This window comes from Nocardia sp. NPDC058499, assembly GCF_042719915.1.
Classification (GTDB): domain Bacteria; phylum Actinomycetota; class Actinomycetes; order Mycobacteriales; family Mycobacteriaceae; genus Nocardia.
In genome coordinates, this window is record NZ_JBHXMZ010000017.1 from 1 (window position 1) to 22,761 (window position 22,761).

30 protein-coding genes are annotated in these 22,761 nt (G+C 65.5%); 13 read left to right on the plus strand and 17 right to left on the minus strand.

What is annotated here, in order from left to right; translation table 11 throughout:
- Positions 1 to 112 precede the first annotated feature (112 nt).
- The 6 genes from ACFWPH_RS31995 (at position 113) to ACFWPH_RS32020 (ending at position 3,837) form a co-directional block, all read left to right on the plus strand.
- Positions 113 to 289, plus strand: coding sequence for a hypothetical protein (locus ACFWPH_RS31995; RefSeq protein WP_378755986.1), 177 nt, complete (start codon positions 113 to 115; stop codon positions 287 to 289).
- A gap of 281 nt (positions 290 to 570) precedes the next feature.
- The gene (locus tag ACFWPH_RS32000) at positions 571 to 909 is read left to right on the plus strand and encodes a WXG100 family type VII secretion target (RefSeq protein WP_378755987.1); all 339 of its coding nucleotides are present in this window, start codon (positions 571 to 573) and stop codon (positions 907 to 909) included.
- A gap of 19 nt (positions 910 to 928) precedes the next feature.
- On the plus strand, positions 929 to 1,252 hold the full coding sequence (locus ACFWPH_RS32005) for a WXG100 family type VII secretion target (RefSeq protein ID WP_378755988.1): 324 nt from the start codon (positions 929 to 931) through the stop codon (positions 1,250 to 1,252).
- Positions 1,249 to 2,742 carry an ADP-ribosyltransferase gene (locus ACFWPH_RS32010; protein WP_378755989.1) on the plus strand — a complete coding sequence of 498 codons (1,494 nt, stop codon included), beginning with the start codon at positions 1,249 to 1,251 and terminating at the stop codon, positions 2,740 to 2,742. Before ACFWPH_RS32005 ends, ACFWPH_RS32010 begins: the two co-directional genes overlap by 4 nt.
- A gap of 17 nt (positions 2,743 to 2,759) precedes the next feature.
- Entirely contained in the window at positions 2,760 to 3,041 is a 282-nt protein-coding gene (locus ACFWPH_RS32015; protein ID WP_378755990.1) for a hypothetical protein, read from the plus strand.
- Between the two features lie 412 nt (positions 3,042 to 3,453).
- Positions 3,454 to 3,837, plus strand: coding sequence for a hypothetical protein (locus tag ACFWPH_RS32020; RefSeq protein ID WP_378755991.1), 384 nt, complete (start codon positions 3,454 to 3,456; stop codon positions 3,835 to 3,837).
- 92 nt (positions 3,838 to 3,929) lie between these two features.
- Here the strand turns inward: ACFWPH_RS32020 and ACFWPH_RS32025 are convergent, their stop codons facing one another.
- From ACFWPH_RS32025 to ACFWPH_RS32055, 7 genes are all read right to left on the minus strand, one after another.
- Positions 3,930 to 4,163 carry a hypothetical protein gene (locus tag ACFWPH_RS32025; protein ID WP_378755992.1) on the minus strand — a complete coding sequence of 78 codons (234 nt, stop codon included), beginning with the start codon at positions 4,161 to 4,163 and terminating at the stop codon, positions 3,930 to 3,932.
- Between the two features lie 737 nt (positions 4,164 to 4,900).
- Entirely contained in the window at positions 4,901 to 5,002 is a 102-nt protein-coding gene (locus ACFWPH_RS32030; protein ID WP_348538049.1) for a DUF397 domain-containing protein, read from the minus strand.
- Positions 5,003 to 5,341: 339 nt separating this feature from the next.
- On the minus strand, positions 5,342 to 5,761 hold the full coding sequence (locus ACFWPH_RS32035; protein ID WP_378755993.1) for an RDD family protein: 420 nt from the start codon (positions 5,759 to 5,761) through the stop codon (positions 5,342 to 5,344).
- Between the two features lie 94 nt (positions 5,762 to 5,855).
- Positions 5,856 to 6,014 (minus strand): hypothetical protein, encoded by a 159-nt coding sequence (locus tag ACFWPH_RS32040; RefSeq protein ID WP_378755994.1) that lies wholly within the window; start codon positions 6,012 to 6,014, stop codon positions 5,856 to 5,858.
- A 2-nt stretch (positions 6,015 to 6,016) separates the two neighbouring features.
- Positions 6,017 to 6,202: a hypothetical protein gene (locus ACFWPH_RS32045; protein WP_378755995.1), complete on the minus strand. Its 186-nt coding sequence runs from the start codon at positions 6,200 to 6,202 to the stop codon at positions 6,017 to 6,019.
- A gap of 495 nt (positions 6,203 to 6,697) precedes the next feature.
- Positions 6,698 to 7,006, minus strand: a complete 309-nt coding sequence (locus tag ACFWPH_RS32050; protein ID WP_378755996.1) for a hypothetical protein — start codon at positions 7,004 to 7,006, stop codon at positions 6,698 to 6,700.
- A 35-nt stretch (positions 7,007 to 7,041) separates the two neighbouring features.
- Complete coding sequence (locus ACFWPH_RS32055; protein ID WP_378755997.1) at positions 7,042 to 7,803, minus strand: helix-turn-helix transcriptional regulator; 762 nt, start codon at positions 7,801 to 7,803, stop codon at positions 7,042 to 7,044.
- A gap of 184 nt (positions 7,804 to 7,987) precedes the next feature.
- On the opposite strand from ACFWPH_RS32055, the gene ACFWPH_RS32060 reads away from it, so the two are divergent.
- Complete coding sequence (locus ACFWPH_RS32060; RefSeq protein ID WP_378755998.1) at positions 7,988 to 8,308, plus strand: hypothetical protein; 321 nt, start codon at positions 7,988 to 7,990, stop codon at positions 8,306 to 8,308.
- Between the two features lie 152 nt (positions 8,309 to 8,460).
- Here the strand turns inward: ACFWPH_RS32060 and ACFWPH_RS32065 are convergent, their stop codons facing one another.
- Positions 8,461 to 9,009: a nitroreductase family deazaflavin-dependent oxidoreductase gene (locus ACFWPH_RS32065; RefSeq protein WP_378755999.1), complete on the minus strand. Its 549-nt coding sequence runs from the start codon at positions 9,007 to 9,009 to the stop codon at positions 8,461 to 8,463.
- A gap of 10 nt (positions 9,010 to 9,019) precedes the next feature.
- Complete coding sequence (locus ACFWPH_RS32070) at positions 9,020 to 9,652, minus strand: maleylpyruvate isomerase family mycothiol-dependent enzyme (RefSeq protein ID WP_378756001.1); 633 nt, start codon at positions 9,650 to 9,652, stop codon at positions 9,020 to 9,022.
- Positions 9,653 to 9,722: 70 nt separating this feature from the next.
- On the opposite strand from ACFWPH_RS32070, the gene ACFWPH_RS32075 reads away from it, so the two are divergent.
- Positions 9,723 to 10,643, plus strand: a complete 921-nt coding sequence (locus tag ACFWPH_RS32075) for a MerR family transcriptional regulator (protein WP_378756002.1) — start codon at positions 9,723 to 9,725, stop codon at positions 10,641 to 10,643.
- A gap of 33 nt (positions 10,644 to 10,676) precedes the next feature.
- On the opposite strand, the gene ACFWPH_RS32080 is transcribed toward ACFWPH_RS32075, so the two are convergent.
- Positions 10,677 to 11,606, minus strand: a complete 930-nt coding sequence (locus tag ACFWPH_RS32080) for a zinc-binding dehydrogenase (protein WP_378756003.1) — start codon at positions 11,604 to 11,606, stop codon at positions 10,677 to 10,679.
- 124 nt (positions 11,607 to 11,730) lie between these two features.
- Between ACFWPH_RS32080 and ACFWPH_RS32085 the strand changes: the two genes are divergently transcribed.
- The 3 genes from ACFWPH_RS32085 (at position 11,731) to ACFWPH_RS32095 (ending at position 13,893) form a co-directional block, all read left to right on the plus strand.
- On the plus strand, positions 11,731 to 12,387 hold the full coding sequence (locus ACFWPH_RS32085) for a TetR/AcrR family transcriptional regulator (protein WP_378756004.1): 657 nt from the start codon (positions 11,731 to 11,733) through the stop codon (positions 12,385 to 12,387).
- Between the two features lie 622 nt (positions 12,388 to 13,009).
- A complete protein-coding gene (locus ACFWPH_RS32090) occupies positions 13,010 to 13,228 on the plus strand; it encodes a MerR family transcriptional regulator (RefSeq protein WP_378756005.1) in 219 nt (72 codons plus the stop codon).
- Entirely contained in the window at positions 13,225 to 13,893 is a 669-nt protein-coding gene (locus ACFWPH_RS32095) for a nucleoside triphosphate hydrolase (RefSeq protein ID WP_378756006.1), read from the plus strand. The genes ACFWPH_RS32090 and ACFWPH_RS32095 overlap by 4 nt, the downstream gene beginning before the upstream one ends.
- On the opposite strand, the gene ACFWPH_RS32100 is transcribed toward ACFWPH_RS32095, so the two are convergent.
- The 4 genes from ACFWPH_RS32100 to ACFWPH_RS32115 all read right to left on the minus strand — a co-directional run bounded on the left by ACFWPH_RS32100 (position 13,850) and on the right by ACFWPH_RS32115 (position 17,826).
- Positions 13,850 to 14,782 carry a PfkB family carbohydrate kinase gene (locus ACFWPH_RS32100; RefSeq protein WP_378756007.1) on the minus strand — a complete coding sequence of 311 codons (933 nt, stop codon included), beginning with the start codon at positions 14,780 to 14,782 and terminating at the stop codon, positions 13,850 to 13,852. The genes ACFWPH_RS32095 and ACFWPH_RS32100 overlap by 44 nt on opposite strands.
- Positions 14,783 to 14,794: 12 nt before the next feature.
- Positions 14,795 to 15,778 (minus strand): NAD-dependent epimerase/dehydratase family protein, encoded by a 984-nt coding sequence (locus ACFWPH_RS32105; protein ID WP_378756009.1) that lies wholly within the window; start codon positions 15,776 to 15,778, stop codon positions 14,795 to 14,797.
- A gap of 196 nt (positions 15,779 to 15,974) precedes the next feature.
- Positions 15,975 to 17,129, minus strand: coding sequence for a polysaccharide pyruvyl transferase family protein (locus ACFWPH_RS32110; protein ID WP_378756010.1), 1,155 nt, complete (start codon positions 17,127 to 17,129; stop codon positions 15,975 to 15,977).
- A gap of 31 nt (positions 17,130 to 17,160) precedes the next feature.
- Positions 17,161 to 17,826 (minus strand): TetR/AcrR family transcriptional regulator, encoded by a 666-nt coding sequence (locus tag ACFWPH_RS32115; RefSeq protein ID WP_378756011.1) that lies wholly within the window; start codon positions 17,824 to 17,826, stop codon positions 17,161 to 17,163.
- A 116-nt stretch (positions 17,827 to 17,942) separates the two neighbouring features.
- Here ACFWPH_RS32115 and ACFWPH_RS32120 point away from each other — a divergent pair, with 116 nt between their 5' ends.
- Positions 17,943 to 19,313, plus strand: coding sequence for a flavin-containing monooxygenase (locus ACFWPH_RS32120; RefSeq protein WP_378756013.1), 1,371 nt, complete (start codon positions 17,943 to 17,945; stop codon positions 19,311 to 19,313).
- Positions 19,313 to 20,461 carry a serine hydrolase domain-containing protein gene (locus ACFWPH_RS32125; protein WP_378756015.1) on the plus strand — a complete coding sequence of 383 codons (1,149 nt, stop codon included), beginning with the start codon at positions 19,313 to 19,315 and terminating at the stop codon, positions 20,459 to 20,461. The genes ACFWPH_RS32120 and ACFWPH_RS32125 overlap by 1 nt, the downstream gene beginning before the upstream one ends.
- A 48-nt stretch (positions 20,462 to 20,509) precedes the next feature.
- Here the strand turns inward: ACFWPH_RS32125 and ACFWPH_RS32130 are convergent, their stop codons facing one another.
- From ACFWPH_RS32130 to ACFWPH_RS32140, 3 genes are read right to left on the minus strand one after another with little or no spacing between them, the layout of a single operon-like run.
- Positions 20,510 to 21,793: an SLC13 family permease gene (locus tag ACFWPH_RS32130; RefSeq protein WP_378756016.1), complete on the minus strand. Its 1,284-nt coding sequence runs from the start codon at positions 21,791 to 21,793 to the stop codon at positions 20,510 to 20,512.
- Positions 21,794 to 21,821: 28 nt separating this feature from the next.
- Positions 21,822 to 22,319 carry a CBS domain-containing protein gene (locus tag ACFWPH_RS32135; RefSeq protein ID WP_378756017.1) on the minus strand — a complete coding sequence of 166 codons (498 nt, stop codon included), beginning with the start codon at positions 22,317 to 22,319 and terminating at the stop codon, positions 21,822 to 21,824.
- On the minus strand, positions 22,316 to 22,591 hold the full coding sequence (locus tag ACFWPH_RS32140; protein ID WP_280414665.1) for a hypothetical protein: 276 nt from the start codon (positions 22,589 to 22,591) through the stop codon (positions 22,316 to 22,318). Before ACFWPH_RS32140 ends, ACFWPH_RS32135 begins: the two co-directional genes overlap by 4 nt.
- Positions 22,592 to 22,761 lie beyond the last annotated feature (170 nt).

Consider the following 22,761-nt stretch of genomic DNA (forward strand, 5'->3'; position numbering starts at 1 on the left):
AACCAGTTACCGGAGACCTCGCCACATCACCAACTTCTCCACCCGGACAACGGGTTCCGCCCCACAACTCGGGCGCTTATGAAACAGGCTCTAGTGGTCCGGGCCCGCCGCGGTGTCGTTCACCGACGGCTGGCACGAGGCCAGCGCCGGTGCGGTGCAACTGCGCTCGGCACTGGAAGGTATGGCCGAACTGCCCGGGGTGCAATCGGTCCAGTTCGCCGAAGTCGAAGAATCATTACGCGACGAACTCGCCGCTACCGAACCACAGCCCAGCTCACTCAATCTCTAACCCGAAGGGGTATCGGATGTCACAGCATCGCGCCGACCGGCTGGCCACGCTCGGTGAGGCCGCTATGGCCGAGGTGGTGCGCCAGCCTCCGCCGCATGCACCTCGCCGAAACTGACCACCTCGAGCAGGCTTTGGCGTTGTGCGCGCCGATCCCGGCTGCCGCGCGCGCCGCCACCGCGGCCACAGCCGCGAGATCGGCGCCCTCTCGAAGGAGATGACCGCCGGCCGCGTCGCCCGACACTCAGGAACGGGTGACACATCGTGAAAGCAGGGAGAGACAAGTGAGCACACCAGGTGAGCCGATCACCGTGGACCCGGGCGCAATGGCCGATGCCGCCCAGTTCTTCGCTTCCATGGCGACCACGTTGATCAACGCCGTCAAAGACGTGGACAACCACATGACTGCCCTACAAGGATCGTGGCGGTCGCGGGCCGCGACCGCCTATGGCGGTGGCTGGGAGGAGGCTCGCACCGGGGCATTGAACGTACTCGAGGCACTCGGCGATATGGCCGAAGTGCTCGGTGTCAACGGCCTCGAATTCACCGGCACCGACGACGATCTATCCGGGACGGTGGCAGCCGCCGCAGCTGCCGCCGCCCCCAGCTCGCTCAACATCTGAAGAATAGGGGGAATACCACGTGAGCACCATCGACGGCTATACCGTCGACCTGGCCGAACTGCAGGCCACCGCCGACCGGCTGCGTAACCTGATCGGGTTCGTCCAGGACTCACTGGCCCAGATCGACGGCCGCGCCGCGACACTGCGCGCCGGTTGGACCGGTGAGGCCGCCACCGCATACGACACCGCGCACCGCGACTGGCTCACCGGCATGCAAGACATGCAAGACGGCCTCATCCGCATGCAAGAAGCCGCGAAAACTGCGTATACCAACTACACCAATGCCGCGCAAACCAACGTCTCCATGCTCGGCCGCGGGCCCGCTCCGGAGGGCGGGCAGTGAGCACCGACGTTATCGACGTAGACACCTACACCTACTACGAGGCCGCGGCCGTGCTGGGCCGCGGCGCGGTGGCGTTCGGTAAGGCGTTCGACACCCGCTGGCAGGCACTCGCCGACTGCGCGCACATGACCGGCAGCTATGACGACGCGAAAGCCTGGGCCCTCGACTACGACGCCCGCGCCGACGAGGCCATCGACACCGCCGTGCTGCTGGCCGAAGCGGCTCGCGGGTATGCGGTCCTGCTCACCGAAATGGGCCACAACCACGCGCTCGCCGATCACGCCTCGGTGATCGACAACCCGTGGCCGGCCCCGCACCGCCCGCCCGATCCCGAAGAAATCACGCTGTCGAAACGGCCGCCGCTACCGTCTGCCGGCGGACCCGGGCAAGGCCTGATCACCGAAGGTCTGTCGGCCGCAATCGACCTGCTCGACGAAATCGACATCATCATCCCCGACGGCGACACCGGAAAACTCGGCAACGCACACCGCATCTGGTCGGAGATGGCCGCCGATCCCGCAGTAGCCGGGTTCTCGGCCGAGCTCAGCCGCCTCGCCGACATGTTCGCCACCGTGACCACCTCGGAAGCCGTCTTCATCGACGAGGATCTGCGTGCGATGTCGACCGCGGCCGCCGCTGTCACCGGCATGATGGGGGAAATCGCCGCGGCCGCCGAGGATCACCGCGCCGGGCTGGAAGACATGCGCACCAAGCTCGGTGAACAGCTCAAACAGCTCGCCATCGACATGGGCACCGAGGCCCTGATCGGTGTCGGGTTGACTATTGTCACCGCAGGATTCGGGGCCGCAGTAGCGACAGCGCGCGCCACCAACGCCGTGCGGAAATTCGCCGGACCGATCCGCAACCTGATCACCACGTTCAAATCGATGAAGCTGGCCAAAGGGGTCAAAACCACCCACCAGGCTGCCACTCATCAACCGACGTTGAAACAGCTGGCCGCACTGAAACCGCAGAAGGCCAGCACCGGGAAACCGCCAGCACACCGACCGCGGCCGAAGGACCTACTCACCGAAGACGAGCACATTGCCATCAACTCGTACACGGGCATGGGGTTCAAAGACATCAACCAGGTCCTACGCAACCCGCTGGTCGATCCTGACCCCGCGCAGCAAGCACGGATCGACGCACTCAACGAAGCCTTGGGCAAGCTGCCGAATCACGAAGGCCCGGTAACACGACACACGAACCTGCCTCCCCACATACTCGACCAGTATCAGGAAGGTAAAACTGTCACCGAAGCTGCGTTCACCTCGACCAGCAAGAACCCCGCCGGCGCGAACACACTGTGGCCGGAAGCGAGTAGCGTGGAAATGCAGATCATTTCCAAAACCGGCAAGGACGTCTCATCATTGTCGAAGTCGCCGGAAGAGATGGAAGTGCTTTTTGCGTCGGGAACGCAGTTCAATTGTGTACAGCGATTCACCGATCCCGTATCCGGCCGCACCGTGCTCCGGCTGGTCGAAGTCTAGAAGAAAGGGTTACCCTGATGGCCGAATGGATCGCCGGAAAGCTGTTCCGGACCGAAGCCGAGGTGATCGCGGACGGCGGCCGCGTGCTCAGCGATGAAGAAAAAGCCGCCGCCATCGCCCAGTTCGACGAATGGGATCGCAACGTCCGCTCCAAGGTCGCCGACGCCCCCGGCCCCGTCGCAGGGTTCGGCGGCAAATTCTCCGACGACTTGGCCGGCACCGAATACGATCCCGACGCCCCCGGCTACGCGGACCACGAACGCCGCACGTTCGACCCGCCACCGCCGCGGGATCGGTGAGTTTGAGGGTGTAGGTCGGGCAGCCTCGCCGGGGCGGGATGCAGAAAGCCGCCGCAGCATGTATGCTGCGGCGGCCTTCGCGCTGTTCATGGGGATGTTTCAGGTGCTGGGGTCGATGTATTCGGCCTCGTATTGCAGCCGGATCGCCGTCGCGAATGCGGCTACGGCATCGACAGCGCGGCGCGCTTCCTCACGCCACCCGTGACCCCAAGGGCCTCGAAGAGGAATTCGTTGCGTCCAAGAACACCGAGCTCCAGATTGTGAGCAGGACCGGCAAGCCGACCGGGGAACTTGCCGCACATGACGGTGAAGTGATGTTTCCGTCCGGGACCGGGTTCAAGGTGCACAACAGGATCACGCTTCCGGACGGCGCACCATCATTCAGGTGACCGAAATCTAAGGAGTCCCCGCTGTGTTCGAACGATTCACCGGCCGCAAGAAAAAGCCGCCGGTGCTGACCGGCGACGACTACTTCAACAGCGACGAATACGTCCGCAACCAGGCAATATTCGACCAGTTCAACGCCGAACTCAACGCGCAGCGCGCGGCCCGGGTAGCCGACCCGACCCTGGCGCCCGAACTCGACTCCGAAACGAGGGCTGTACTCGAAGCCCGCGCCAACGAATACCTCACCCCGGAGAAACAGAAATGGACCTACGACGCCGATCACTGGTACGACGGCGACGGCAACATCCTGCTCTCCCGCCGCGACGACGGCTGGTATGACCCTGCCGGGGTGCGGCTCTACGACCTGAACTATGGCCACGCCATACCACGAGACGAGGGCGCGCGATGACCGGCCGGGCCAAGGTGCTCGCCCGGATACGACACTCGGGTGTGTCGAAGTCCGGATGAGTATGAAAGTTCTCTTCCAGTCCGGGATCCCATTCACGGTGACGCGGCGAACTGGTCAGTCCGGCCGATCTGCGCCAGGGCACCGGCCGGAGTATCCAGATGGGTGAGCGTCAGCACCGCCAGCAGGAGGATCACTCCGCCCAGGAGTGTCCCGAGAGCCCACAGGGTCGGCATGATCGACGCGCTGCGGGATCCGGGGTTGCGCAGGGAATGGCCGCTGCGTCGGCGAGGCGGGGGCCTGTCGGTGACGCGGATGGACGATCTCACGTAGGTTCCGCCCGAACATCCCCTGCGAGAGTGCCCCCGCAGTGTCTCGAACCCCATGACCGAAGTATGACGCGTCTGCTCCGTTGGAAGAAGTAGGGTAGGAGATGAAAGCATCATATGCGCTTGTGGCGGCCGTAACCTGCATTTCAATGCTTACGAGTGGCTGCTCGTTGGTCCGCGAAGCACCCGGAACGAATCCGAGACCCGAATCGCCTTGCAACGGCCCTGCCTTCGATCTGTGGAATACGCGGGAAGTGCTGGGGCCGCACGAACCTTTCAATATCGAGGCGCATCGAGCGGCAACCGGGGCGGAGCCGACCACGTTGGACGCCATCGCGGCAGTCGCGGGTTGGCGTGGGAACTGGGACCGAATGATTGAGGTTTCCGAACACGCCACCACCGAAAAGCTTGTGTCCTGGGCAGGCCCGGCCTCTGTATGTTGGGAGGGACTCACCAATGATGTCGCGTGGACTGAGGGAACCTCAGAGGGAGTGTATCTCTTTATGGATGGCGGAAACCCCGTACAGACGGTGCACTACACCGGTCCTGACAAGCTCTTCTTCATCGGAAAAATACCTCCAGTAGTACTCCGCCACGACGTACTCACCCCGAACGGCCAGTATCTGCTCCCACCCGAGTAGGGCATGAACCGGGTCGCAAAACCGCTCATGAACTATTGGAAGCTTTCGCGGTTTGGCCGCCCGGTCGGTTGATCGTGCGGCCGGCCGCGGCGTCCGTCAGTGCCGGAGCATTCCGGTGGCGAGGGCCGAAACAAATCCGTCCCATTCGGCCGGGCCGAAGGTCAGCGCCGGTCCGGCTGCGTTCTTCGAATCGCGCACGCCGACCGTCCCACCGCCGAGGAACGCGACCTCTACGCAGTTGTGCTGTGAGAGCTGCGGCTGCTTTTGAACCAGTTTGCGGTGGATAGGTTGGGCATCGGTTCCACTCCTTCAAGGCAGCGAGCACCAGATTTCTGGACTAGGTCTCCGACGGCCACGATCCACAGAATAGGCGCGGCATCGAGCGGATGCGTGCGTGATGTCGCCGTCGACAAGGTCATCCTGACTCATCAGTCTGGCGTTGCGCGCCGCGCGCCGGGCGATATTCGGCGGTTCAGAGCACGCAGACATGTCGTAATGAACGGGATTCTACCGTGAAACCCACCGTCGGAATCCGTGTCAACCGAAGGTGGTGACAGCCTCCAGCGTGGCGACAATGCCGATGAACCACTGCTTGATCAACTGACCCAGCGTCGGATAGGTGCCGTCATTCTGCCGCAACCGGAGGCCGAACAAACCCTTACCGAGCGTGGTCCGGATTATTCGCTGGACGAATATTCGGTGGATGAACGAGGCGGCGACCCCGGCGAGCACACCCGACATTATCGGGTTCCATGGTGGTTCTGGGGAATTGCCGAAATTGTGCCACATTGCGAAGCCCACTGCGAAATGCAACAGCATATCCAGGAGGAATCCGATCGTGACCAGCGTGTACCTCAGTGCCTTCGAGGCGTGAGGCGACGCCCAGTCGCCCGCCATGAGATCGTCTGTGGTCTTCTTCGGGTCGGTACTGCCGGCGGCGCGTACTTTATGTCTCATAGGGTTCGGAGCGCGCTTGTCCAGGTCCACTGCTGAGCCCTCCGCCCCGAATCCGGTGCCGTGAACTGCGGCGATGTTTCGTTGTTGTGTTTCGTCAGAGCGCAAGACTGGAACTCCTGCTGTCCGGTGGCGGCTGCGGGAAGGTCACCGACGCCGCCATATCGAGAACCATCCCGCGGTACTGTGGCCCGGTTTCGGGGTCGGCCGTCGACAGTTCCACTACGGCGATCGATGCGCCGTCCGTTGAAGGCACTGTCACCTCGATCTGGAACAGTTCCGGGAAATCGCGTGGTAGGCGGCGAGGCATTGATCCACACCGTCGGCGGTGGTCCGGGAGAGTTCGCCGATGCGCTGCACCCCGAAATGCCATCGTCGCTGGAAACTGTCGGCGGCGTCGTCGAGTGTCTGGGTGCCGATGCTCGCGGCCCCCACATCGGCCATCGCCCTGAATGCGCCTTCGAGTATATGTTGCGAATTCCTCAGTCCAGCAACAGTTTTCGCAAGTGCATCAATATCGACCTGAAGTGGTCTCGTCACCCGGCCCCCCTCCCTGTTCTTGCTGAGCCAACTGATCGGACGATACCAGTTGGCACTCGGACGAATCAGTCTCACGGGGCGGGGCATAGGCGCCGGCCCGTCCGCGCGCCGAACCGGCGGCTCGGTGAGGCTTCGAATGCTCCCATGTGCTCTGCGCGTCACGATGAAACACCGACGCCGAGGATGTGCCGGGCCGATCGTCGGCGTGACATCGACCATCTTTTGCACGGTGACGAGATTTTCCAGCGTGCAGGGCCGGGCCGGCGCGGGAGTCAGGCGGTAACACCGAGCCGCGTCGCGAGCGTCAGTGATTCGCGTTCGTTTCGGAACGACGCGAACGGCTGATCAGCTATCCGTCACCCGATAGAGAGCGTTTCATCGCACGTAGTCGCTGCTCTCTTAGCGGCGGCCGAGGACTCGCACGGTAGGTGGGATCGAGTGGAAGGGTCTGACTTGGTGTCCTTCATGGGTGTGATGGACGACCTCGAACTCGGTGATCGTGCCGACGGCCGGCCATTGCTCCGGGGTGTCTGGAAGATGGAGTACATCGACGAATCCCCACGGCGGCGTGCCCGTGCCCAAGTCGACAAACAAACCTATTACGCCTGGCTTGGGGATATCTGCGACCGTGCCGGTCACTTGTTGGCCGACCGGGTAGATGTTGCGAGCGATTTCGAGGTTCAGTTCGGTCGGATCGTGGTCGGTCATCGTTCGAGCATTTCAACCAGTCGGGCATCCAGCTGTCACCGGGTGTCCAGCTCCGGCGATTTGTTGTAGGCGTCGATAGTTGCTTTCGAGGTCGAGGAGTTCTGCAACACCAACTCCCATGGTCCGGTGTTCACTTCGAAATCCTTGCCGAACCCGACCCATTTCCCGGCCATCCGGGTGCCCGTCAGTTCGATCAGCAGTTGGATCGAACCGTGATAGCGGGCTCCCCGGTAGTAGCCACCTGGCGCGGTGAGTTCGCTCCATGTCCCGGTTGTCACATGGCCGTCTACAGTCAGATCCATCTCCAAGGATGATGGGGATGATCCCGGCAGGCTGCGAACGGTCAGCCGGTCGTCGTGCTGCAGGATGACGACATAGTGGGCGGCCGTGAACGTCGCGTCCCGCCCACTGGAGTAGTACTCGTACCGGGAAAGCCACACGCCGGAGTACGAGCCAGGAAGCCGGGAATGGGTTCCACCGGCGGGCATCGCGCTCTGGCCCGGCCCCACCTCACTGATAGCGGATTCCACCTCTTGGCTTCCGTCGGGGCCGGATAGGCTGCGGCCGGCCATGACCGCGCCGAAACCGAGTGTCTCGATCGGTAGCCCCATCACTTTTTCCAATGCGCGGGCATGTGACGGGCGCGGGTTGAGTGTTCGGCCCGCTTCCCAGCGTTGAACGAGTCGCTTTGTGGCACTGGAGCATCCGGCTTCACGCAGCGCACGGGCAAGGTCGTCCTGACTCATCAGTCTGGCATTGCGCGCCGCGCGCAGAGCTGTATTCGGTGTGGTAGCCATACGTTGCACTTTAGCGTTTGGACGCCTTAATGTCGCCTGAAATATGTACTGATTGACGCCTTCTCAGTCGTCGTATCGCGGCCGGATGGTCAGCGAATGTGGACGCAGCCCCGCCGCCGGGTTGAACCCGATAGCCCCGGCGGCGGGTGCACACCATGCCGACACACGGGACAAGGGGAGTGATATGGCCGGCGAACTGCCGAAGGCGATCGGAATGGTCCGAAGGGATGTCATAGGCCGCGGCGCCGATATCCACGCGCTTGCCGAACAGCGCGGGTATCGGGTGGTGTACAGCGTGATCCTCGATACCGGTCCGCTGGTTTCGGCGCTGGTGATCGCCCAGCACATATACGAGCACGACGCCACCGCAGTGATCGTCCCTGGTTTCGAGCACGCAGATTCGGTGCGTCATGTGATCACTGAACTCGCCGCGCTCGTCACTCCGATGCAGACCTACCCGCGCGGCTTTCGCTGGCCGCTGGCTGAACTGGACAATCACCGGTGACGGGCGCCGATATCGCTCTGGTCGTGCTTGTGATCGGGCTCGTGGGTGTCACCGTCGTGCTGTTCAGGGCATAAGTTGGGAGGATACCTGCTCGGAAACCTGGTCGTGGAAATGGATAGTTGTACCTGTTCGGTCGTGAGCGGCGTATCCGCTCACACGGTGCCGGCGTCCCCGGGGCGAGCGTTGCGGAGTTGGCCCCGCAGCGCCTTGATCTCTTCGTCGCTGATCGGCCCGTGCTCTGCTTCGGCCGCCGTGACGAGTTCGTCGAGGTTGTCCCGTTCGAACTGATGGGTTCGGGCGGTGTCGTCGTCGGTGCGGAACACAAGGATTCCCGCGATCCGGTTGACCAGGCGTGCGAGGCGTGGCACATCCGGTGTCGCCTCACGGGGGCGGAGAATCCGGGGGTCGCGCAGCGGTTCAGTGGTTCTGCGGTGGCGCAACGTGGCTCGGCCCGCGGCGATTACGTTCCGGGCCCGATCGGTTTCGCCGTGTAGCAAGAGTACCGCCATCACATCGCCCTTCCGGAAGACGCGGACCGGAGCTTCGTACCGGTTACCGGATTTCCGGCCGATATGTTCCACCACGGCGTAGCCCGGCAGTGAGGGCGCGAGTCGTCGCATCCATGGGTTCATGTACCGGAAGCCGAGCCGATCGATCCATTTGGGGAAGAAATACGGCAATGAACCTTCGGTGCTCGACATTTGGATCAGTTTAGGAACCTCCGGGTCCGTTGGACACCCTTCGCAGGTTTGCTACCGATTTCCGGCCGGTGACGAGCAGCAGCAGGTCGGCGATCGGGGCGGTGACCGGTGTCCCCGAACCTACGGACCAGTCCGTGTCGGTAGTGGTCAAGCGGTGGCCGGCGAGTGTGCGGCGGGCGTGGAAAGGCCAGCCCATCTGCCAAACCCGGTCGGCGGACCAGCGGGCGGCGTCGATCGGCATTTCGCGGGGGATTCCCAAGGGAGTTGCGATGTCGTGGCCGTGTACCAGTAGATCCATCAGGCGGTCCACAGCGTTGGTGGCGATCGGCTGGTGGCGGAGGGTGGCGATTGCGCGGAGTTCGGTGAGCAGATCCTGTGCGGAGTTGCGGTCGGCGTAGCGGCGGGCGGTGCCGAAATTCATCCGGGTGATGCTTCCGCCCGCGAGCGCCGTCTGCCACAGCAGCCAGGGGAGTTTCGCCTGCGAGGTGAGCAGGATATGGGCGACCACATCGCGGACCCGCCAGCCTTCGCACAAGGACGGGTGGTCCCACTGTTCTTCGGTCAGGTTTTGCAGTAGGCCGGCCAGGCTGGTGCGTTCGACGGCGACGGCCGTCCAAGCGAGTTCTTCGGTGGTGACGTGCATCGGCGGACCTCCTGTGCTGGATCGTTTCCGGTAGCGTAGGAATTCCAGTCGGGTGGAGGTTCAACTAATTGTGGCCTACATCACTTATCCGTCGAATGTGGTGAGTATCGGGGAAGCATCCCGGCGCACCGGCGTCCCGGTGCGCACCATCCGCTTCTATTGCGACGAGGGGATTCTGGCGGCGCAGCGCACGAGCGGCGGGCATCGAATGTTCACACCGGAGACGCTCGACCGGTTGGTTCTGGTGCGGGAACTGCGGGCAATAGGTCTCGGGCTGGTCGCAATCGCCGACGTGCTCACGGGTTCGCGTGCTGTCCCGGAGGTGGTCGCGGTCGAGCGCGCCGCGGTGGAGGCCGATCTCGCTGCGCTGTCCTGGCGGCATGCGGTGCTGGTCGCGATCGAACAGGCCGGCGATCCGCTGACGCTCAGGAAACTGGCAGCAGTTGCCGAGCGTGGTGCGGCCCGCACCACCCTCATCGACTTCTGGCGCCGGAACCTGGCGGTCATGCCGGCTTCGGAGTTCGACGGATTCGTCGAAATGGATATTCCACGGGTTCCCGCGGCGCCGTCGCCGCGTCACGTTCTCCTCTTCGCCGAACTCGGGCAGCTGGCGCGCTCGCCCGAGCTTGCCCGAGTGATCTCCCGGCAGATCTGGGGCGCCGGGGAATCGGCGATCCGGGACCGGCGAGCGTTTCTCGCCGCCCTCGCACCCGCGCACACCGCTGCGGCGGAGCGGCTGGTCGCCGACGACCCGCCGGATCCGGGGCCGGAACTGGACCTGTACGTCGCCGCGCACGCGACGGCCCGCGGGCGCCGCGATACCGAGGGTTTCCGGCGCGAGCTGGCCCGCGGTACCACGATCAACGACCGCCTGTCGGCACGCTATTGGACGCTGACGGCCGAAGCGCTCGGCACTGCTCACACCACGGGCGGTGTTCAGCAGTGGCTGGACACCGCACTCCTGCATTCGCTGGGGCCGAGTAGCGGCTGACGGTGCGGCAGGCCGCGGGAGCGCGCCGGACGTTCAGTGCAGCTCGAGCACGGCTTTGCCGTGTAGGCGGCGTGACAGCAGAGCCTGGACTGCGGTATCTGCCTCCGACCACGACCCGCGCCAGGTGATGTTCGGATCCAGGGCGCCGGTTGCCACCTGGGTGGCCAGCCAGCCGAAATCACGGTCCAGGCCGGTGCAGGCGAGGAGGAAGAAGGTAGTGATCGACCGGTCGTGACCGCCCTGGTCGCCGAGAAACGCCCCGTACGGAAAGGTTTCCGCGGCGCCTGCCGCATGGCCCACTGCCACCAGCGTGCCGCCTTCGGAGAGGCGCTGGTATGCGTCCACGAGTTGCCGGCCGCCGACCAGATCGATCACGCCGTCGACCGGCTCGGAAAGGTCGGTGGGTCCGGTGACGACTTCGGCCGCTCCGAGTTTGTGCAGGCCGGGTGTATGGGTGTCCGGGCCGGCGGTCGCCGCGACGACGTGTGCGCCACCGCGGTGGGCGAGCTGGACGGCATAGCGGCCGGTGCCGCCGGTTGCGCCGGTGATCAGGACTCGGCGTCCGAGGATCGGGCCGAGCCGGTGCAGTGAGCGTAATGCGGTGGTTCCGGCGACCGGGATCGTGCTGATGGCGCCGTGATCGGCGTGTGCGGGAGCCGTGCCGATCAGATCGGTGTCGACCGCACGTTGTTCCGCCCAGGCGCCGGCCGGGCCGAGAGTGACCACCGGTGTTCCGGCCGGTGGGCCGGAGCCGTCGGCGGCGGCTCGTTCCACGATCCCGGCCGCCTCCCAGCCGAGAACGGCACCGTCGGCGGCGTCGGCAAGGCCGTGCCGGATTTCGCCGCTGTTGAGTGAGGTGGCGGTTACACGCACTACTGCCTGGTTCGGTGCGGGTTCGGGGTCGGGGGCTTCGCCGAGGCGTAGTCCGGAGGGTGCGGACCGGTCGACGACCAATGCGTACATGTGGCGGTGCCTTTCGAATGCGGGGCGTGACAGTGGGGTATCTGCCGACTTGAAAGTGCCACTCAGTGGCAAATGATGTCAAGGGGCAATAGTCAACCGGAGGCAGTAGAGCTATCGTGTGGGTATGGCCGATGTGGTGAGCGAGCGGTTGCCGCTGCGTGAGCGAAAGAAACAGCGCACGCGCGAGACGCTGATCGACACAGCGCTGGAACTGTTCACCGAACGCGGTTTCGACAGCGTCACGCTCGACGAACTCTGCGATCGCGTCGAGGTGTCCAAACGAACCTTCTTCCGGACCTTCGCCAGCAAAGAGGACGTGGCCATGGCGCCGCTGCGCGACCTGTGGTCGGCCTACCTCACGGAACTGTCCGATCGTGAACCGGAACCCGGACCGCTCTCGCGAACACTCGAGGAAAGCCTGCTCGCGGCGCTGGACCGGATGCCCCGGGACGGCTGGGCCGGCCGCGCCGTGCGCAGCCACCGACTCGCACAGTCCACGCCGTCGATGGCCGCGAGCAACCTCGAGTTCTGTGCCCGCACCGTACGGGCCGCGCTGGAGATCCTGCGGGAGCGATTCGATATCGACCCCGGCGCCGATAGCCGCCCCCGCCTGGCCCTCGATATCGCCGTCGCCGCCTTCCACTGTGCCCTCGACACCTGGAGTGCCGAGCCCGGGTATACGGGTCCGGCCTCCCTGACGAGTCATACCCGTGCCGCCCTCGCCGCCGTACTCGAAGCACTCACCATGACGGTGCCCCCGCGGGGGGAAGCCGGAGCGTGAGGGACGAGGGAACCGGAACTCGCGTCACGTTCGGCGACCCTGTGTGAGACCAACGTCGGCGACGACACTGAATAACCGGGTATGCGAGGATGTTCGCGACTGAACTGGACGGCACCCGATGGCGGCGCAGTTCGCCGGGGTGAGGGGAGAACAAGTGCTCCTGTCGTAGAACTGCTCCGAGGGTAGGCGCTCCCGGGCAGTTTCGGATGGGCCTGCGCCCCCGCTCGAAGGCCGCCCCGGCGCACACCCTGCCTACTCGCCCGCTATGTACCGCTTGACGTTTCGAACATGATTCCGTGGTCGGGGTCTCGGTACTCGACACAAGCGAGGTGTTCGATGACAAGGAACCAGTATTCCGGCGGGCCGACCGCGATTGCCGGAGCCGGGCCGGCGAGCTCCTCGCCGAACGGCCATAGCTGTTGTCGCGCACTCGCCGACTTCGCACAAGGACGAGTGGTCCCACTGTTCCTCGGTCTGGTCTTGCGGTAGGTCGGCGCGTTCTGCGGCGACGGCGGTCCGAGTGAGTCCTTCGGTGGTGTCGGTGTCGTTCATCGGCAGACCTCCTGTGCTCGACCGTTTCCGGTAGCGTAGGAATTCCAGTCGGGCGGAGGTCCCAAGAGTTGTGTCCTACATCTCGTCGAATGCGGTGAGCTTCGGGGAAGCTCCCCACCGCACCGGCCTACCGGTGCGCACCATCCGTTTCTACTGCGACGAAGGAATCCTCGCTGCGCAGAGCGGTGGACATCGCATGTTCACACCGAATGCTCTCGGCGGTGTTCAGCAGTGGCCGGATACCGCTCTCCTGCGGTTGCTCGCGGCGTGCGGCGGCGGACAGCGGTGAACGTGGTCTCCCTCGACGAGCTGGCGCGCCGGGTGCGGGCGGCTACCGACAGCCCGGATCGGAGGTATTTCGTGGGGCTGGCCGGACCGCCGGGTGCGGGAAAGTCCACGCTTGCGTTCGCACTCTGCGCAGCATTGAATTCGCCGGACGAGGAATTCGCCGGTGTCGCGCCGATGGACGGCTTTCACCGGACCAGCCGGGACCTCTCCGATGCGGGTGAGCTCGAAAACAAAGGACAGCCGGGTACTTTCGATATCGGTCGATTCACCGCGAAGCTGCGCGAGCTGCGTTCGACACCGGTGGGCGCCGAGGTCGGATGGCCGGTCTACGATCGCGGGATCCACGACCCGGTGCCGGACGGTGTGGTATTCCGGCGGCAGCGGATCGTCGTGGTCGAGGGGAACTATTTGCTGCTGGACGAACCGGGCTGGCGGGATGTGCGTTCGTACCTCGACGAATGCTGGTATCTCGATGCCGGGACCGAGACGATCGAACAGCGGCTCTATGAGCGGCACCTCGCCGGAGGGAAGACGCCCGAGATCGCACACGCACGGATAGCGCACAACGACGTGCCCAATGCCGCACTCGTCGCCGGAACGCGTGCGCGGGCCGATCTCGTGCTCACGCCTCGGGGCGCGGGGTACCTCGTCCGGGGAGCTCGCTGAGGCGAGTGCACCATTCCCGGGTGCCGAAGAATCGGCAGGAGAAGCTCGCCACCTCCGACGCCAGTGTCAGGGAGCGCACGAAATCGTGGCCGGTGCCGGTGAAGTAGCAGAACGCGCCGTGCAGGATATCGCCCGCACCCAGCGTGTCCACGGCACGGGTTTCCGAGATATCGATGCGGAATTCGCGGTCACCGGTCAGTCCGATGATCGGTTCGTCGCCGTTGGTTATCGCGATGTTCTCGACGCCGGCGGTGCGCAGGTACGTGAGCACGGCATCGGTATCTCCTGCAGCGATACCTGGTGGTGCGAAGGCGGCGGAGCATATCGCCGACCGGATATGCGGGAGCAGGGCGACATGGGAGTCCTTGAACCGGCCCGCGTCCAGAACGGCCGGAATGCCGAGCGCGCGGGCCAGTTCGCAGAGTCCCGCGGCCAACGCCGGATAGTGCCCGTCGACCAGCACGACATTCACACCGGTGAGCCGATCGGCGAGACGGTGGTCGAACTCGACGGCGATCCGGGCCCCGTCGAGAGAGACGATCGTGCGGGTGGCCGCCGATTCCGCAACCACGATGGACGACACCGGAGGCTGGTGGTCACTACCGGCGCGGACATCGACGACCCGCACGCCGTGCGCGGACAGGTCGTTGCGGATCAGGTCGCCGAGCCGGTGGCTTCCCACCGCGGTCACGAGAGTGGAAGCGCCACCGAGCGCGGCATAAGCAACTGCGGCGTTGGTGGCGGGCCCGCCCGCACCGATGAACTGGTCGAGAGCTTGGGTTTTCGTGTCCTCCGCCGGATAGCTGTCGACGAGGTAGGCGATATCCACGGTCGAAATGCCCGCGAACAAGCCGATTTTCGGGACGGCTGGTGTGCTGCCCGGGTTCATATCGCTCTCCGGTCAGCCGGCCGCGGCCAGCGCTGCGTCGTCCGCGGCGGTGTCCGCATCGGTCCAGCCGGCGTCGGACGGTGGGTTTTCGATATGCCAGCGCACGGACTCGCCTACCCGTTGGAGTGGATCGGCCGGTGCCCAGCCGAGAAGGTCCTGCGCGCGGGCCACGGAGATCAGCAAATGCTGGGCCGGTGCGCCCGTCAGGGCCAGGTCCGGCGGCAGGACGGAGTCGGGGACCGTGACCAGTTCCGCGGTCGAGCCGGCGGCGTCGAGGATCTGCTCCAGCCAGGTGCGGATCGGCACGGTCTGCGTTTCACCCAGGTTGACGGGCAGTCCGTCTGCTGTCCGGTGGTCCAGGGCGGCGAGGACACCGGTCGCCAGGTCGTCGACATATCCGCGGGTCCAGAGGAGGTTTCCCGCGCCGATCGGGATCCGGGTGCGACCGGCTCGTAACCTGCGGAGTATCAGGTCTTCCCGGTGCTGCCGGTCGTGCGGTCCGTAGATCAGCGGTAGCCGCAACACCACCGCGCCGCGCGCGAGCCAGCGGTCTTCGACATCGCGTTTGCTGTAGTCGTCGGGGACCTCCGGCAGATCCGCGCCACGGTACGGGTAACGGTTGCGCCGCAGCTCCGAATCCTCGGTCAGCGGCACCGGCGAATCGCACCGGCCGGCCAGCAGCGCCGCATGGGCCTGGTAGACATCCTGGCTGGACAGCACCACCGTTGGCACTTCGGGTAGGAAGGGCAGGACCGCATCGACACCCGCAGCGGTCAGTGCGAAGCTGTCGATTACGGCGTCCGGGGCGAAATCACGGATTCGGTCGCGATGCTGTGCGAGATCGTGTCGATCGCTGAGTAAGTGCTCGACCGGTAACCAGTCCGCAGGTTCACTATGGCTCCGGTGGATCAGCAGGACGTGATCGCCGCGCGCATGCAGGCGTTCGACAACACGCCGACCCAGAAACAGCGTTCCTCCGATGACCAGAACCCGCATAGCGCCACCCTAGTGCGGGGCCTGTCGGCGAGTGGTCCGGTCCTCGCCCGGTATGGCAACAGGTTCACCGCAAGGGCCCGGGGCCGTTCGACGATGTGAGGGCAATGATGGACTTGCCGTCGGTACCGGGCTGCGGTCGGCATGCCTCATGCGGCGTTCGTGCGGTGGGCGGATGGTCATACCGCGGCCGAAACGATCACGGCGGGGGAGCGGCGATGTCGTCGGCCGGCGCTGTGGGGGCGTAGACAGCTCGGGCAAGCGCGAGCTTCGCCCGGCCTGCCCCCTCGACGACGGTAGCGTCGAAGCCGGTGCCCGCGGGGCGCTGCGGCACCTGATGGAGGTCGTCGAGCATCGTCCAGCCCGACCCGAGCTCGATCAGCGACCGATGTTTGGTGGCATAGAAATCGCTACTGACCGGGATCGCCACCCCGGTGGCGCCCGCCGTCGCCGCGACCAGATGCATATGGAACCGGGTGGTCAGCCAGGACTGCCCGGCCGTGATCGGTAACCCGTGCTCCCAGATGTCGACGAAGGGGTAGAAGCGGGCGCCGGGCAGCTGGTGTTCGATGAGATCGAATACCTTCCGGTCCTCGCCCGGGATCGCCTCGACCACACCGATCCGTTCGGGCGGAACCTCCCAGGCGCGCAGAATCCGCAATACGGCCGAAGCCAGTGCGTCGAGACCGATATCGACCTGATCCCCCTGTAGGCACAGCATCACCTCGGGCGGGTCGTCGTCCTCGTGTGTCCGGAGTTTCGGCTGCGCCAGGAACGCGTCGTCGATGCCGGGAGTGGTGCCGAGCAGTTCCGCGGATGGCCGGTCGCGGACGTCGGCGATCGCGAATTCGGCGGCGGTGGCCCGCACCAGCTCCGCGGCGCCATCCGGCTCCGGGAACAAGCCGAGGCCGGTCGCCGCGCAGCGGGCACCGGAGGCGCGGGCGGCCGCCGCGGCCCCGGCGAGCAGCCCGATATGTCGTGGCCAGATCCGGTTGATATAGCCACCGCCGAGCAGATGGATGACGTCGGCGCGCCGCAGCAGCGCGATACCGCGATCCCACCGCGGCGCCAGACCGGGGTCGCCTACCGCCCGGCGCACCCAGGACGCCACCTGCCACGGGTCGTCCGACGGCGCCTCCCAGCACAGCCGCCACAGCGTATCGGTGAAACGCACCCGCGGATGCAGATCGCCGAGCAGTACCTGCGCGGGGCCGGGGGAATGCGTATCGACCCACACCTGCGCCTCGGGCGCGGTGTCGGCGAGGTACCTCAGCCAACCGGCGGTGATGAGCTCGTCCCCGTAGTTCGGGTGGCCCGCCGGACCGGCCAGATAGTAGAGCGGCGGTGGGTGCATGGCGGCTCCGATCGACCGAGGAGGCGTCCGGTCATGGTATCCCGGCAAGTCCGGGCGGCTCGGTGGGCTGATCGCGCTCCGGTGCTTGCAGAGCCGGGTACCAGATACCGGTGAGCACCTCGGCGGCCTGCTCCGCGGAGACCTCGATGGTGCCCTGCATGGCCCAGCGTGTGAAGAACCGTTCCAGCTGCGCGACCAGTAGTTCGATACGCAACCGCGCCTCGTCCCGGCGTGCGGCGGGCCAGCGGGCGAGGAAATCCGGCATGCTGTCGGCGAGTGTCATGATGCCCTCGCGGACGGCCTTGCGGAACTCCGGTTCGAGGGCGGTGGCCTCGTCCCAGGCGGGCAGCATGTCCTTGTTCTCGAAGAACCAATCGATGGCCCGGCCCATCCAGACCGCGAATTCTTCCCGCGATCCGGTGGTGAGAACTCGGTCGAGGTCGGCGTAGACGAAGCGGACTCCCGCCTGGGTGCCCCCGTTGGCGATCGCGCGCAGCACCTCCGGTTTGCCAGTGAAATGCAGGTAGAAGGTGGCTCTGCTGCATCCGGCTGCGGCGGCGATGTCGTCGACGCGCACCGCGGAATAGCCCCGGGTTTCGAAGAGGTCGCGTGCGGCGTCGACGATACGTGCCGTGGTCGAGCGCTTCTGTTCCTCGCGCAGCGTGCCGCGGCGGACTGCGGGCGGTTCGGTCGGCATGAGCGCCATCCTAGACGGTGCAATCACTCACTGGACGGTGTGTCCAGCGAGTGTTACGTTGTGGTTCAGGTCACGGCGGTGGGGCGCCGTTGATCGCGGCCGGACAGGAGTTGTGCATGAGTTCACCGGAACTGCCCAAGGTGTGCGTTATCGGCGCCGGTCCCTCGGGGATCACCACCGCCAAACGTCTCGCCGAATACGGGATCCCGTTCGATTGCTACGAAGCATCCGACGAGGTCGGCGGTAACTGGTATTTCAAGAACCCCAACGGGATGTCGGCCTGCTATCAGAGTTTGCATATCGATACGTCGAAGTACCGGCTGCAATTCGAGGATTTCCCGGCCCCCGCGGATTGGCCGGACTTCCCGCATCATTCGCAGCTGCTGCAGTACTTCAAGGATTACGTCGACCACTTCGGCCTGCGCGACCGGATTCGTTTCAACACACTGATCACCGGCGCCGAACGCGCCGCGGACGGCCTGTGGACGGTGACGACGAGCGCCGGCGACACCGAGATCTACGATGCGCTCATCGTCTGCAACGGTCACCACTGGGACCCCCGATTCCCCGACTATCCGGGCGAATTCGACGGCGTACTCATGCACAGCCACGCCTACAACGATCCCTTCGACCCCATCGATATGCGCGGTAAGCGGATCGTCGTGGTGGGTATGGGCAATTCCGGCCTGGATATCGCCTCCGAGCTGTCGCAGCGGTTCCTCGCCGAGAAGCTGTTCGTCTCCGCGCGGCGCGGTGTCTGGGTACTGCCGAAATATGTGAAAGGCCAAGCAAGTGACAGGCGTTCGATGCCCTCCTGGATCCCGGCGAAGCTCGGCCTGAAACTGCGGCAGCGGGCCGTGCGCAAATTCCGTGGTGAGATGCAGAACTACGGGCTGCCGGCTCCGGACCACGAACCGTTGGAGGCGCATCCTTCGGCGAGTGAGGAATTTCTGCACCGCGCCGGCTGTGGCGATATCGAGTTCAAACCGGCGATCACCGAATTGGACGGTGACCGCGTCCATTTCGCCGACGGTAGTAGTGAACAGATCGACGTCGTGCTGTGCGCCACCGGCTATCACATCAGCTTCCCGTTCTTCGCCGATCCCACATTGCTCCCGGATACGGAGAATCGGTTTCCGTTGTTCGCGATGATGATGAAACCGGATATCGACAACCTCTTCTTCCTCGGCTTGGCGCAGCCGTTGCCGACCTTGGTCAATTTCGCCGAACAGCAGAGCAAATTCGTCGCCGCCTACCTGACCGGGCGTTACCACCTGCCGCCGCGTGCGGAGGTCGACCAGCAACTACGTGAGCAGGAATCCCGGCGCCGCGGGCGGTATTACGATTCGCCGCGGCACACCATCCAGGTCGAGTTCCTGCCCTATGTCCAGCGGTTGACGAAGGAGCTCGAGGCCGGTGCAGCCCGTGCTGCCGCCGCGGGCAACTCACTACCCGTGGCTGCCGCTGCGATGCAGGGCGTTCGGTGATGAGCGGCTCCGCTGGGTTCTGCCGTGACGAATTCGCGCAGGTGCGTGCGGTGTTCGACGAACAGCTCGAATCGCAGGCCGAGCTCGGTGCGGCCTTGTGCGTAACCGTCGACGGGGAGCCGGTGCTCGACCTGTGGGGCGGCTACGCCGATCCTGCACGTACCAGACCGTGGGAAGCCGACACCTTGGTGAACGTCTTCTCGGTCACCAAGACCATGACCGCGTTGTGCGCGCTGCTGCTGGTCGATCGTGGCGACCTGGATGTTCATGAACGCGTGGCCCACTACTGGCCGGAGTTCGCAGCCAACGGGAAATCCGAGATCGAGGTCAGGCATCTGCTGTCGCACACCTCGGGTGTATCGGGCTGGGAACCACCGATCGAGCTGGCCGATATCTACGACGCCGAGGCCGCGGCCGCCCGGCTGGCAGCGCAGGCCCCGTGGTGGGAACCGGGGACTGCCTCGGGCTATCACGCATTGAACTACGGCCATCTGATCGGCGAACTGGTGCGCCGCATCACCGGGATCTCGCTCGGGCAGTTCTTCGCCGCGGAACTGGCTGGGCCGTTGAATGCCGACTTCTCCATCGGCACCGGCCCCGAGAAGGCCGGCCGCATCGCGACCCTGATACCGCCGGCGGCGACTCAGTTCGATATGGCGGCACTCGACCGCGACAGCGTGCTCGTCAAAACCCTCACCAGCCCACTGCTCGATATTGCCGAAACCGCGACCCCGGCGTGGCGGGCAGCGGAAATCGGCGGGGTCAACGGCCACGGTAACGCGCGGTCGGTGGCCCGGGTGCAGTCGCTGATCTCGTGTGGGGGAGTGCTGGACGGGCGGCGCTACCTGTCACCGGACACCCTCGACCTCATCTTCCGGGAGCAGGCCGACGGTGTCGATATGGCACTGCTGACCCCGCTGCGTTTCGGTATCGGCTACGGCCTGCCGCATCCGCAGACCGCGCCGTACGTGCCGGACTTGCGGGTGTGCTGGTGGTCCGGTTACGGCGGTGCGATGGTCGTCAACGACCTGGACCGGCGGATCACCTTCGCCTACACGATGAATCGGATGGCGACCGGGCTGATCGGTTCCGATCGATGCGACCGCTATCTGAAGGCGGTTTTCGATACGGCAGGTGGCCGGCGCTGACCGGTGCCCGGGAGCGGCTCGCGAGGTGCACGCGGCCGCTGCCGGTGGTCAGAAATAGCGGAGCACGATATATGCCCAGGCGAGCACGCTGCTGAGCGCGGTGACGACGATGCCGTAGCGGGTGAACTGCCAGAACGTGATCGCATGCCCCGCTCGCTGGGCGATTCCGAGCGCGACCACGTTCGCGCTCGCGGCCACCGCGGTGCCGTTTCCGCTGAAATCCGCGCCGAACGCGAACGACCACCACAGCGCCTGCCCCTGCTTCGGGTCGGGTGTCTGTTCGACCAGTCCTTCGACCACCGGCGCCATGGTGGTCGTGTACGGGATGTTGTCGATGAACGCGGCCACCACCGCGGACCCGAAAACCAGGACGCCCGAGGCCAGGAGCGGGTTGTCGCCGAAGGCGGCGACGGCGGCATCACCGAGCAGGCCGATGACACCGGTGTGCACGAGACCGGCCACCATCACGAACAGGCCCATGAAGAAGACCAGCGTCCCCCATTCGACCTCGCGCAGGATATCGCGGATATCGAGCCCGGAGATCAGCACCATGGCGCCGGCGCCGAGCAGCGCGATGATCGACGGCGCCACATGCAGCCACGAATGCAGGCCGAATCCGATCACCACCCCGGCGAGTACGAGCATCGAGCGGGTGAGCAGCCGCGGGTCGGTGATGGCGCGGCGCTCCTGCAACGTCATCACCGTGGTGATGTGCTTCGAGGGCTCCCGCAGATGCGCACGGAACAGCCAGCGGGTGAACAGCACGAACAGTACGAAGATCACCGTCACCGCGGGTGCCATATGGATCAGGAAATCGTTGAAACTCAGGCCCGCCCGGCTGCCGATGATGATATTGGGTGGGTCGCCGACCAGGGTGGCGGCGCCGCCGATATTGGCGGCGAGGACCTCGGCGATGAGGAACGGCTGCGCGGCGAAACCCAGCCGCCCGCACACCACGATGGTCACCGGCGCGACCAGCATGATGATGGTGACATTGTCGAGGAGCGGGGAGGCGACCGCGGTGATGATCATCAACATCACCATCAGCCGGAACGGGCTGCCGCGGGAGCGTTTCGCGGCCCAGATCGCCAGGAAGTCGAACAGGCCGGTGTGTTTGACGACGCCGACGATCAGCATCATGCCCAGCAGCAGGAAGATGACATTCCAGTCGATCCCGGCGTGCGCGTTGTAGAAGACGTCCTCACCCGGCACCAGCCCGAGCACGGTCATGGCCGCCGCCGCGATCAGCACGACCTTGACTTTGTCGGCGCGTTCGGTCGCGATGAACCAGAACGCTCCGACGAAAATGGCTACCGCCAGGATCTGATTCATCGGCTACCTCGCCTCGGCCCGGCGGGATTCAGTCCTCGGGCCCGGCGACGGCCAGGCTGATCAGCAATCGTTCGAGGGTGATTCCGCCGATGAGGGCGTGCGAGCGGTCCACCACAGCAACCAGGGGGCTGTGCCGCTGTGCCATCAGCGCCGCGATCTCCAGCAGGGTCGCGTCACGCCGGACGACCGCGGGCCGCGGCGCGTGCTGCGGGAGACAGTCCCCGACGGTGAGATGACCCGGTTCGCGCCAGAACAGTTCGGCATTCAGCTCGTCGATGGTGCGCACGAGAGCCGGATCGTTCTGATAGGAACTGGGAATTGCCAGCCGCAGCACCTGCGTGCCCGGTAGGACGGCCACCGGCCGATCCACCTCGTCCACCACGATCATGCCGGGCAGCCGGTTCACGACCATCAGGCGCATGGCTTTCGCGACGGGGTCGCCGGGCCGGACGGTCGGCAGGTGGACGGCGATATCGTGAGCTTGCATCGGAGGGTCCCGTCGCGCGTGCGGGGAAAGCGTGGTCATGGCCGGAACCTGTCGCCCGTGAGCCGGTCCACCAGCCGCTCCAGCCGAGCCACCCGGTCGGGTAGCGGTGCGCTGTGCAGGAGATCGGCGAACTGGTCGGCTTCGTCGGTCCCCAGGGCGACCGACTGGACGGGTTCGTCGCCGGCGCCGTGATAGACCAGTATATGTTTCCCGCCGTCGGCGCCGGTGACCAGCGCGAACCGGTCACCGCTGCGGGTCCGCAGATGGTGCACGGTGCCCTGGCCCGGCACGGTGCTGCGGTCGATATGCACCCGAACGCTCCTCCCGCCACCATTTGTCTGCGCTCTCAGTTTTCGCGAGCGAGGGTGCCGCCGACCATCGGTATCGGCACCCATCTGTGGTGGCCGGCGCTGTGTAGATCCCCGCCCGGAAAATGGGTGCCCGGCCTCATGGACACCCCGGCGGTCAGCGGCCAGACTGA

Excerpts from the sequence above, each read along its gene's own strand:
- ACFWPH_RS32015 (WP_378755990.1), top strand. The coding sequence starts at position 2,760 with ATGGCCGAATGGATCGCCGGAAAGCTGTTCCGGACCGAAGCCGAGGTG.
- ACFWPH_RS32035 (WP_378755993.1), bottom strand. The coding sequence starts at position 5,761 with ATGAGACATAAAGTACGCGCCGCCGGCAGTACCGACCCGAAGAAGACC.
- ACFWPH_RS32045 (WP_378755995.1), bottom strand. The coding sequence starts at position 6,202 with ATGGCCGATGTGGGGGCCGCGAGCATCGGCACCCAGACACTCGACGAC.
- ACFWPH_RS32050 (WP_378755996.1), bottom strand. The coding sequence starts at position 7,006 with ATGACCGACCACGATCCGACCGAACTGAACCTCGAAATCGCTCGCAAC.
- ACFWPH_RS32055 (WP_378755997.1), bottom strand. The coding sequence starts at position 7,803 with ATGGCTACCACACCGAATACAGCTCTGCGCGCGGCGCGCAATGCCAGA.
- ACFWPH_RS32060 (WP_378755998.1), top strand. The coding sequence starts at position 7,988 with ATGGCCGGCGAACTGCCGAAGGCGATCGGAATGGTCCGAAGGGATGTC.
- ACFWPH_RS32065 (WP_378755999.1), bottom strand. The coding sequence starts at position 9,009 with ATGTCGAGCACCGAAGGTTCATTGCCGTATTTCTTCCCCAAATGGATC.
- ACFWPH_RS32070 (WP_378756001.1), bottom strand. The coding sequence starts at position 9,652 with ATGCACGTCACCACCGAAGAACTCGCTTGGACGGCCGTCGCCGTCGAA.
- ACFWPH_RS32080 (WP_378756003.1), bottom strand. The coding sequence starts at position 11,606 with ATGTACGCATTGGTCGTCGACCGGTCCGCACCCTCCGGACTACGCCTC.
- ACFWPH_RS32085 (WP_378756004.1), top strand. The coding sequence starts at position 11,731 with ATGGCCGATGTGGTGAGCGAGCGGTTGCCGCTGCGTGAGCGAAAGAAA.
- ACFWPH_RS32100 (WP_378756007.1), bottom strand. The coding sequence starts at position 14,782 with ATGAACCCGGGCAGCACACCAGCCGTCCCGAAAATCGGCTTGTTCGCG.
- ACFWPH_RS32105 (WP_378756009.1), bottom strand. The coding sequence starts at position 15,778 with ATGCGGGTTCTGGTCATCGGAGGAACGCTGTTTCTGGGTCGGCGTGTT.
- ACFWPH_RS32110 (WP_378756010.1), bottom strand. The coding sequence starts at position 17,129 with ATGCACCCACCGCCGCTCTACTATCTGGCCGGTCCGGCGGGCCACCCG.
- ACFWPH_RS32115 (WP_378756011.1), bottom strand. The coding sequence starts at position 17,826 with ATGCCGACCGAACCGCCCGCAGTCCGCCGCGGCACGCTGCGCGAGGAA.
- ACFWPH_RS32120 (WP_378756013.1), top strand. The coding sequence starts at position 17,943 with ATGAGTTCACCGGAACTGCCCAAGGTGTGCGTTATCGGCGCCGGTCCC.
- ACFWPH_RS32125 (WP_378756015.1), top strand. The coding sequence starts at position 19,313 with ATGAGCGGCTCCGCTGGGTTCTGCCGTGACGAATTCGCGCAGGTGCGT.
- ACFWPH_RS32130 (WP_378756016.1), bottom strand. The coding sequence starts at position 21,793 with ATGAATCAGATCCTGGCGGTAGCCATTTTCGTCGGAGCGTTCTGGTTC.
- ACFWPH_RS32135 (WP_378756017.1), bottom strand. The coding sequence starts at position 22,319 with ATGACCACGCTTTCCCCGCACGCGCGACGGGACCCTCCGATGCAAGCT.